Here is a 7,856-nt window from a genome sequence, read left to right as displayed (position 1 = left end):
CCCGGCCGCGCCGGGCCCGCACCCGGCCCGCACCCCGTCCGCGCCGGGCGCGGCGGCCCGGCGCGCCGAGCCATCACGCCGGGCGCCGTGCCCTCCTGGCCTGCGCGTCGTACCGCCAGGCCAGGACGAGGGGCACCAGGGACAGCACCAGGGCCGCGATCGTGGCGGGAAGGATCCAGCCGGGGATGCCGGCGGTCTGTGTCGTACGCCACTGGGTCCAGCACGGCGGCAGGAGGGCCAGGCCGAGGCCCGCGTTCATCAGCAGCAGTGACCGGGCCAGCCGGCGGGCGGAGGCGGCGGTGGCGGGGCGGTTGGTCATGGACGCGGCGGCCTGCTCCCACGGGCCGGAGGGCCCGGGCATCGCGTCGAGCGACCGGGTGCGGGCCGCCGCCGCGGCGCAGGCGGCGAGCACCAGCGTGAGCGCGGCGTACACGAAGACCGGTACGAACACCGTCCACACGCTCTTGTCCGTCCAGGCGTCCACACCGCCCGGCCCGATGTGCCGGGGCACCCGCTCCGGCACCTCCGGATACCGCAGCGCGCCCCAGGTGGCCATGGCACCCAGCACCACCGCACTCGGCGCCAGCCATCCCCACGGGAACGCCCGCCGTCCGGTCACGGTGTCGGTCGTCACGCGACGGTGCCCTTCGTCCGGGGACTGTCGGCCTGGCACCCCAGTGTGCGACACCGCCGGCGCGCGTTACGAGCCGCCCCGCGTATCCGCGTCCCTGCCCGCCGACCCGCCCGCGCCGGAGGGATTCAGCCGGTGAAGGACTCGGCTCCGAAGGGGCCCACCCCCCGCCACCGAGGTGTTCACCGCCGCCCACCGGAACCTGCGGTTCACCGTCGCCTGCGATCTCCTCGCGTCGGTCGCCGACGCCGAGGACGCCGTGCAGGAGACCTGGCTGCGCTGGACGGCCGCCGCCCGCGCGACGCCGTCTCCCCCGGGGAGACCCGGGCCGCGCTCGCGGCGTTCCGGTGCTGGTCATCCGCCTCGACGACGAGATCGACAGCGTCGCGGCCGTGCGCACCGACGAGGGCCGCGTCACCGGCCTTACTCCGTCCGCAATCCCGACAGGCTGTCCCGGCCGACCCGGGGGACCGCGGTGAGCCGCTGACCCGCCGCCCTCTCAGGGGCCGGCAGGTCCGGCCCGTCCGCCCGGTCCGGTCTTCCGCCCGGTCCGGTCTTCCGGGCGGTCAGCCGCGGGCGGCGTTCTCCCCTCCCGTCCGGTGCGCGGTCTCGACGATCTCCTTGATCCGCGCCATGTTGAGCTGCGACATCTCGTTGAGATGGTCGGTCATCTGCTCGTTGTCGTAGGGGGCGCCGGCCCGCATGTCGAACTCCTGCACCCAGCGCATCTCGGTGCCCCCGTCGGTCACGCGATAGGACCAGTGCAGCTTCATGTAGACGAAGGGGCCGGTTTCGATCCGGTACGCCCGGACCGTGAGGGAGTCGCGGTCGGGCATGCGGCGGGAAACCCACTCCCACACCCTCCCGTTCGCGTCCGGGTGCGTTCTGATCCGGAAGTCGATGCCGTCGTCCGTGGTCCGGAGGATTTCCGTCTCGGCGTAGCCGGCGAACATCTCGGGCCAGGACTCGATGTCGTTGGTCATGTTCCACACGAGGTCGACCGGGGCGTCGATCACGACGGAGTGTTCGGTGCGCGCTCCCATGTCAGGCGTCCTTTCCGGAGACCATGTCGTTGACCAGCCGGACCGTGCCCCCGGGGGTCTTCATCTCGCTCTCCGGGACCTCGATGCCGTGGGTCTGCTTGATCCGGGCGGACAGTTCCAGCAGGGCGAGCGAGTCGTAGCCGAGTTCGTCGAAGGCCATGTCGGCGATGTCGCCGTCCAGGTCGGCCACGTCGGACTCGCCCGCGCAGTCTCTGAGGAGCGATACGAGTTGCGAGAGGGTGATCTCGGACACGGGTGACCTCCGTAGGCAGAGCGCGGGGGCGCGGTGGTGGTGGGATCGGGTGCGTGTGTCTGCGGTGTGGCCGGCGGCCGGTGGTTCAGCCGTAGCGGCTCAGGACCATCGCCGAGTTGAAGCCGCCGGCGCCGCGGGCGACGACCAGCGCGTTGCGCACGGTCGTCTCGCGGGGGCCGCCGAGCACCAGGTCGACGCCGAGTCCGGCCGCCGGCGAACGGGTGCCGGTGGTCGGCGGGATGACCGAGTCGCGCAGGGACAGCAGGGCGCACGCCACGTCCAGGGCGGCGCCGCCCGCGTAGAGCCTGCCGGTCATCGTCTTGGGCGCGGTGACGGGCACGGCCGCCGGCCCGAAGACCTGGACCAGGGCCTCCGCTTCCGCCCGGTCCCGGTCCGGTACGCCGAGGGCGTCGGCGAAGACCACGTCGATGTCGGCCGCGTTCATGCCCGCCTCGTGCAGGGCCCCCCGGATCGCACCCGCGAGCGCGGGCGGTCTGCCCGAGCCGGGACGGGGGTCGAACGTCGAGGCGTGTCCGGCGATTCGCCCGTAGATCCCGGCGGCGTTCCGGCGCAGCGCCGTGTCCTCCCGCTCGACGACGAGGATCGCTCCGCCCTCGCCCGCCACGTAGCCGGTGGCGTCGGCGTCGAAGGGCAGGTAGGCCCGTTCGGGATCGCGGGACGTGCTGAGCAGCCCGGAGGGAAGCTGGACGACCAGGCCCCAGGGGCACAGCGGCGCGTCGAAGCCGCCCGTCAGCGCGGCGCTGAGCGTGCCCGTACGCAGCAGGTGTGCCGTGTCGGCCGCCGCGTCGAGGGCGCCGGCCTGTTCGGAGACGAAGACCGAGCTGTGCCCCCGCAGGCCGTGGCGGATGGAGATCTGGCCGGTGTTGACCGCGTAGAACCAGGCGAACGACTGGTAGGTGCTGACGCGCTCCGGGCCCGTTCCCCAGAGTTTCTGCAACTCCCGCTGGCCGAACTCGAAACCCCCGCACGCGCCGGCCGTCAGGACGCCCAGGTCGTACTCGCCGAGGTCGGCCGGCACCAGTCCGGCGTCCGCGAGCGCCCAGTCGGCGGCGGCCAGCGCGTAGCGGGTCATGCGGTCCGTCTGGGGCATCAGCCGCTTCGACAGGAGGGCGTCGGCGTCGAAGTCGAGTACCTCGCCGCCGACGTGGACGGGGTACGCGCCGGCGTCGAAGCGCTCGATGACGCCGATGCCGCTCTTGCCGCCGAGGGTCGCCGCCCAGAACTCGGCGGTGCCGGTGCCGTTGGGCGCGACGACGCCGACGCCGGTCACCACCGCGCCGGTCGCCCCGGCTCCGGCCGCGGCGCCGGCGGTCACGGCGCCGTCCGTCACCGTCACCGCGCCGCCGCCTTGGCCGGGGGCCGGGCGAGCACCGCCGCGCTCTGGAATCCGCCGAAGCCGCTGCCGACGCTGAGGACGGTGTCCACCCGCTGCTCCCGGGCCACGTTGGGCACGTAGTCCAGGTCGCACTCGGGGTCGGGCTCTTCGTAGTTCGCGGTGGGCGGGATCACGCCGTACTCGATGGCCAGCGCGCTGGCGGCCAGCTCCAGCGACCCGATCCCGCCGAGCGAGTGCCCGATCATCGACTTGATGGAGCTGACCGGTACCTCGTAGGCGCGCCGGCCCAGGCTGCGCTTGAACGCCGCCGTCTCGTGCCGGTCGTTCTGCCGGGTGCCGGAGCCGTGGGCGTTGATGTAGTCCAGATCCTCCCCGGTGCAGCGCGCCTGGTGCATGGCGGCCCGGATGGCCTCGGCCATCTCCCGGCCGTGCCGCGTCAGGCCGGTCATGTGGTACGCGTTCGACCTCGTTGCGAAGCCGCGGACCTCGGCGTACACCCGGGCCCCGCGGCGGTGCGCCGCCGCCAGCTCCTCGATGACGAACACCGCCGCCCCTTCGCCGAGGACGAACCCGTCGCGGTTGCGGTCGAAGGGGCGCGAGGCGCGCGTCGGGTCGGCGTTGTTCGCCGAGGTCGCCTTGATCGCGTCGAAGCAGGCCACGGTGATGGGGGAGATGGGCGCGTCGGTCGCGCCGCAGACGACCACGTCCGCCCGCCCCCGGCGGACGAGGCCGGCTCCGTACCCCACGGCGTCGAGGCCCGAGGTGCAGCCTGTGGAGACCACGGTGACCGGGCCCTCGGCCCCGGTCTCCCAGGCCACGTCGCGGCCGATGGAGGACGGGATGAAGTAGTCGAAGAGATGCCCGGGCGCCGCCGTGTGGTCGACGAGCCAGCGGGAGCCGTTATGGCTGACCTCCTGGTAGTTCCGGTCGAGACCGACGGTGCAGCCGACGGCGGTGCCGATGCTGACGCCGAGCCGCGCGGGGTCCTGCCGGGCCGGGTCGAGTCCGCTGCCCGCCACCGCCTCACGGGTCGCGGCGATCGCCAACTGCGTCGCCCTGTCGTACGTCGCCGCCTGCGCGGGCGTCAGCCCTTCGGCCGCCGGGTCGAAGTCGATCTCCGCGGCGACGCGGGACCGGAACGGGGCGGGGTCGATCAGGGTCATGGTCCTCGTCGCGGTGCGCCCCGCGACCAGCAGCCGCCAGAACGCGTCGGTCCCCACCCCGCCCGGGGCCCGTACGCCGATGCCTGTGATCACCGCACGCCTCTCCGCGCCCTCGGCCATGTCAGCCGCCCACACGCGGCGGTACGCACCCGGGCTCCGCCACGGGCTCGGTGTCGACATGGCCGAGGTCGGGCCGGGGGGCGAGCGGGGCCACGTGGAAGACGGCCCGCAGGACGCCGGCCCCGGAGTTCTCGATGCGGTTGCGCTGCCCACGGGTGATGAGCAGTGCCTCGTCCGATTCCAGCGGCACCGCTTCACCGTTGATCCGGACGACGGCGGAACCCTCGATGACGTACAGGAACTTGTCGGAGAACGGGTGGTAGTGCTCGGTGACGACCTCCCCGGGGGCCAGTTCGAGGTGGCCCATGAAACCGGAGGTCGCACCGACCGACGCGGGCGTCAGCAACGCCCGTGTGCTTCCGCCCTGCCGACGGCTCGGCTCCACTTTCGCCAAGGCGACTCTGGCGGCCGATGCCCCTGTCTCTGCCATGACTGGTCCTCCCTTTCCGGTACGGGTATGAGGGTTCGCCCATGGCTCGGGTCGCATGGATGCCACGGGTGGGTGTCGGCCTGCGTGTCGGCGGAGGAATTCCGGGGGCACGACGGGCAACGGAAGGAGGGGTGCGGGTTCGAGGAGATCCGAACTCCGGCCGGATGTATCGGAGATGAACAGACGGGTCCGCTACGCCAGGTGTTTCTCCACGGCGCCCGGCAGAAAACGGGGACGCTCGGCGGGCCACTCAAGTGGGTGTAGTTTTACGATCAGTCTGACCAGTGGCGCATCGCGGCGGTCCACGGCGCCGAATTCCCCGCATCACGGGCCCCTGGGGAACCTGCGGCGCGGACGCCGACGGCTCGGAGGGGGGAGCCCGCGGCCCTTGGAGCGCGCGGCACTCGGCACCGGCGTACGCGGGCGCGGCGATGCCGCCCGCCGCCGGGCGGCTCCGCCGGCGTACTCCCCGTCCTTTTCCGGGAGTCGGCCGTGCGCGGGGCGGCGCGGGGGGCGGGTTCAGCGCGTGGAGGTCCGGCGGGCGCGGAAGGCGGCGGCTTTGACGCGGCTCTGGCAGGCGGTGGAGCAGAACTGCCGGGCGGCGTTGCGGGAGTTGTCGACGTAGACGCGGTCGCACCGCGGCGCCCGGCAGACGCCGAGGCGGCCGGCGAGGTCGCTGCCGAGGGCGAGCGCGAGGGCGGTCGCGCAGCCGGCGCTCCAGCCGACGGCGAGGGTGTCGTCGCTGCCGTGGAAGTGGACCTGCCAGGGCTCGCCCGGTACGCGGTCGAGCTGGGGGCGGGCGCCGGTGGCGCGCAGGAGGGAGTTGAGCAGGCCGGCGGCGGTGTCGAGGTGGTGTTCCTCCACGGCTTCGAAGACGGCCCGCAGGTGCTGCGCGGTGTGCGCCAGGAGGGCCGCCGCCGCGGGATCGGCCCCGGGCTCGCCGGGGAGGGCGGCGGCGACGGCCCCCGGCAGGTCGTCGCCGCGGGGTGCGGTGTAGGGACGGCCGCGGGCGGTGCCGTCGGTGAGCGTGTTCACCAGGGCGGCGGACACGTCCAGCAGCGTCGCGACGTGACTGTCGAACATCACTTGACCGGTCACTCCTTGGGTCCTAGTTTCGTCACTGACATTATCGGATTCGTCAGTGACGGGCGGTGGGGTGTGGGCTGTCGGCCGGCCGGGCAACGGCTGCCGCGTATGGTCCGGGTGCTCATCGGCGCCCGCGCGGCGAACCGCCTCGGGGCCTTCTCCCTGCCGTTCCTCGCCGTGCTGATCACGGCGCGGTACGACGCGTCGCCCACGACCGCGGGGCTGGTGGTCGCCGTCTTCGGGCTCGCCAGCATCCCCTCGCGGCTGGCCGGCGGCCGGATGGCGGACCGGCTCGGGCGGCGCCGGACGATGGTCGCCGGTCTGGTGGGCTGCGCCGTCGCACAGGCGGGGGTCGCCGCCGCGCCGAGCCTGGCCGTGGTCGTGGGATTCGCCGTGCTGCTCGGGCTGGTCTTCGAGCTGTACGAGCCGCCGAGTCAGGCGATGATCGCCGACGCCGTCGGAGAGGACGCGCGGGTACGTGCATACAGCCTGCTCAACGCCGCGCTCGCCGTCGCCGGTCTGGCGGCCGGAGCGCTCGCCGCCGGGCTCGGCCGGTGGGATCTGCGCTGGCTGTTCGTCGCCGACGCCGTCACCTGCCTGCTGTGCGCGCTCGTCGTCCACGCCGCCCTGCCCGCCGACGGGCCGCGAGCGGGCGGGCGGGGGGACGGCCGCGCCGCGGTCGCGCCGTGGCGTGACCGTACGCTCCTCGCGATGCTGGCCACGGGCACGCTCTTCGCCCTTGTCTCTCTGCAGATCGCCCTCATGCTCCCCCTCGCGCTGGCCCACCGCGGACTTCAGCCCGCCGACGCCGGTCTGCTCCTCGGCGTCTCGGCGCTGGCCGTCGTCGCCGGCCAGCCGCTGCTGCGCCTGGGGCCGCTGTCCGGCCGGTCCGCTCCCCCGGTCTTCGCCGCCGGCGGCCTCCTCATGGCCGCCGGCCTCGCCGGATACGCCGTGGCCGGCAGCCTGCGGGGGTACGCCGTCGCGACCGTCGTGTGGAGCCTGGGGGACCTGCTGCTGGTCGGGCGGGCCCTCGCCGTCGTCGCCGGGCTGGCGCCGCCGGGCGGAACCGGGCGCTACCTCGCCGTCTACGGCACCGCCTGGGGCATCGCCGCGGTGGCCGCGCCGCTGCTCGGTACCCAGCTCCTCGACCGCGCCGGGGTGGCCGGCATGTGGTCCGTCCTGGCCGGTCTCTGCGTGGTCCTCGCGGTCGTGCAGCCCGCCGTCGTGCGGGCGGCCACCGCCCGGCGGCCGGACCCGTCCGCGGCGCCGCCCTCGCGGGGCTTCGGAGCCGGGCCGTCCCGTGGCACCGGGCGCCGCTCTCCGGGGTGACGGGGCCTGGCGCCAGAGTGCTGCGGCTGCGCAGCAGGGGCAGGTAATAGATGCTTGCGTGCGCGCATACGCACATAATGGAAGGGCGCCGCCGGCGTATCCGGTCCGCCCCTGCCGGAAGGACGGAGTTCCGTGAGCGAGCAGCAGCACACCCCCGCGCACGACCACGACCACGAGGGCCCGCCCGGACGCCTGTCCCGCCTGCGGCACCGCGCGGCGCACGTCCTCACGCCCCACTCCCACGACGCGGCCGGGAAGACCGACCGCGCGCTGGAGTCCTCCGCCCGCGGCATGCGCGCGCTGTGGGTCTCGCTGGCCGTGCTCGGCGCCACGGCCCTGGCTCAGGCGGCCGTGGTGATCGTCTCGGGTTCGGTCGCGCTGCTCGGTGACACCGCGCACAACGCCGCCGACGCGCTGACCGCCGTCCCCCTCGGCCTCGCCTTC

The 7,856-nt window shown here is 74.3% G+C and carries 8 protein-coding genes and 2 pseudogenes; 3 read left to right on the top strand and 7 right to left on the bottom strand.

Annotated features, from left to right (window positions below):
* Positions 1-73 precede the first annotated feature (73 nt).
* Positions 74-634: a DUF1648 domain-containing protein gene (locus tag I003_RS33605; protein ID WP_051368582.1), complete on the bottom strand. Its 561-nt coding sequence runs from the start codon at positions 632-634 to the stop codon at positions 74-76.
* Between the two features lie 175 nt (positions 635-809).
* On the opposite strand from I003_RS33605, the pseudogene I003_RS37160 reads away from it, so the two are divergent.
* Positions 810-917, top strand: a pseudogene (locus I003_RS37160) (sigma factor); the annotation flags it as partial.
* A gap of 280 nt (positions 918-1,197) precedes the next feature.
* Here the strand turns inward: I003_RS37160 and I003_RS0128475 are convergent.
* The 6 genes from I003_RS0128475 to I003_RS0128450 form a co-directional block, all read right to left on the bottom strand.
* Positions 1,198-1,674 carry an SRPBCC family protein gene (locus I003_RS0128475; RefSeq protein ID WP_027774591.1) on the bottom strand — a complete coding sequence of 159 codons (477 nt, stop codon included), beginning with the start codon at positions 1,672-1,674 and terminating at the stop codon, positions 1,198-1,200.
* A gap of 1 nt (position 1,675) precedes the next feature.
* Complete coding sequence (locus tag I003_RS33600) at positions 1,676-1,927, bottom strand: phosphopantetheine-binding protein (protein ID WP_027774590.1); 252 nt, start codon at positions 1,925-1,927, stop codon at positions 1,676-1,678.
* An 85-nt stretch (positions 1,928-2,012) separates the two neighbouring features.
* Positions 2,013-3,278: a ketosynthase chain-length factor gene (locus I003_RS0128465; protein WP_486584442.1), complete on the bottom strand. Its 1,266-nt coding sequence runs from the start codon at positions 3,276-3,278 to the stop codon at positions 2,013-2,015.
* A 2-nt stretch (positions 3,279-3,280) separates the two neighbouring features.
* Positions 3,281-4,540: a beta-ketoacyl-[acyl-carrier-protein] synthase family protein gene (locus tag I003_RS0128460; RefSeq protein WP_027774588.1), complete on the bottom strand. Its 1,260-nt coding sequence runs from the start codon at positions 4,538-4,540 to the stop codon at positions 3,281-3,283.
* A 28-nt stretch (positions 4,541-4,568) separates the two neighbouring features.
* On the bottom strand, positions 4,569-4,913 hold the full coding sequence (locus I003_RS0128455; RefSeq protein WP_486584441.1) for a cupin domain-containing protein: 345 nt from the start codon (positions 4,911-4,913) through the stop codon (positions 4,569-4,571).
* 603 nt (positions 4,914-5,516) lie between these two features.
* Complete coding sequence (locus tag I003_RS0128450) at positions 5,517-6,080, bottom strand: CGNR zinc finger domain-containing protein (RefSeq protein ID WP_037722014.1); 564 nt, start codon at positions 6,078-6,080, stop codon at positions 5,517-5,519.
* Between the two features lie 111 nt (positions 6,081-6,191).
* Here I003_RS0128450 and I003_RS33595 point away from each other — a divergent pair, with 111 nt between their 5' ends.
* A complete protein-coding gene (locus I003_RS33595; RefSeq protein WP_486584440.1) occupies positions 6,192-7,412 on the top strand; it encodes an MFS transporter in 1,221 nt (406 codons plus the stop codon).
* Positions 7,413-7,544: 132 nt separating this feature from the next.
* A pseudogene (locus tag I003_RS33590) lies at positions 7,545-7,856 on the top strand (cation diffusion facilitator family transporter); the annotation flags it as partial.

It is taken from the genome of Streptomyces sp. CNQ329, assembly GCF_000482585.1.
This window is presented reverse-complemented; position numbering and strand designations above follow the sequence as displayed.

Excerpts from the sequence above, each read along its gene's own strand:
- I003_RS0128475 (WP_027774591.1), bottom strand. The coding sequence starts at position 1,674 with ATGGGAGCGCGCACCGAACACTCCGTCGTGATCGACGCCCCGGTCGAC.
- I003_RS0128450 (WP_037722014.1), bottom strand. The coding sequence starts at position 6,080 with ATGTTCGACAGTCACGTCGCGACGCTGCTGGACGTGTCCGCCGCCCTG.
- I003_RS33595 (WP_486584440.1), top strand. The coding sequence starts at position 6,192 with ATGGTCCGGGTGCTCATCGGCGCCCGCGCGGCGAACCGCCTCGGGGCC.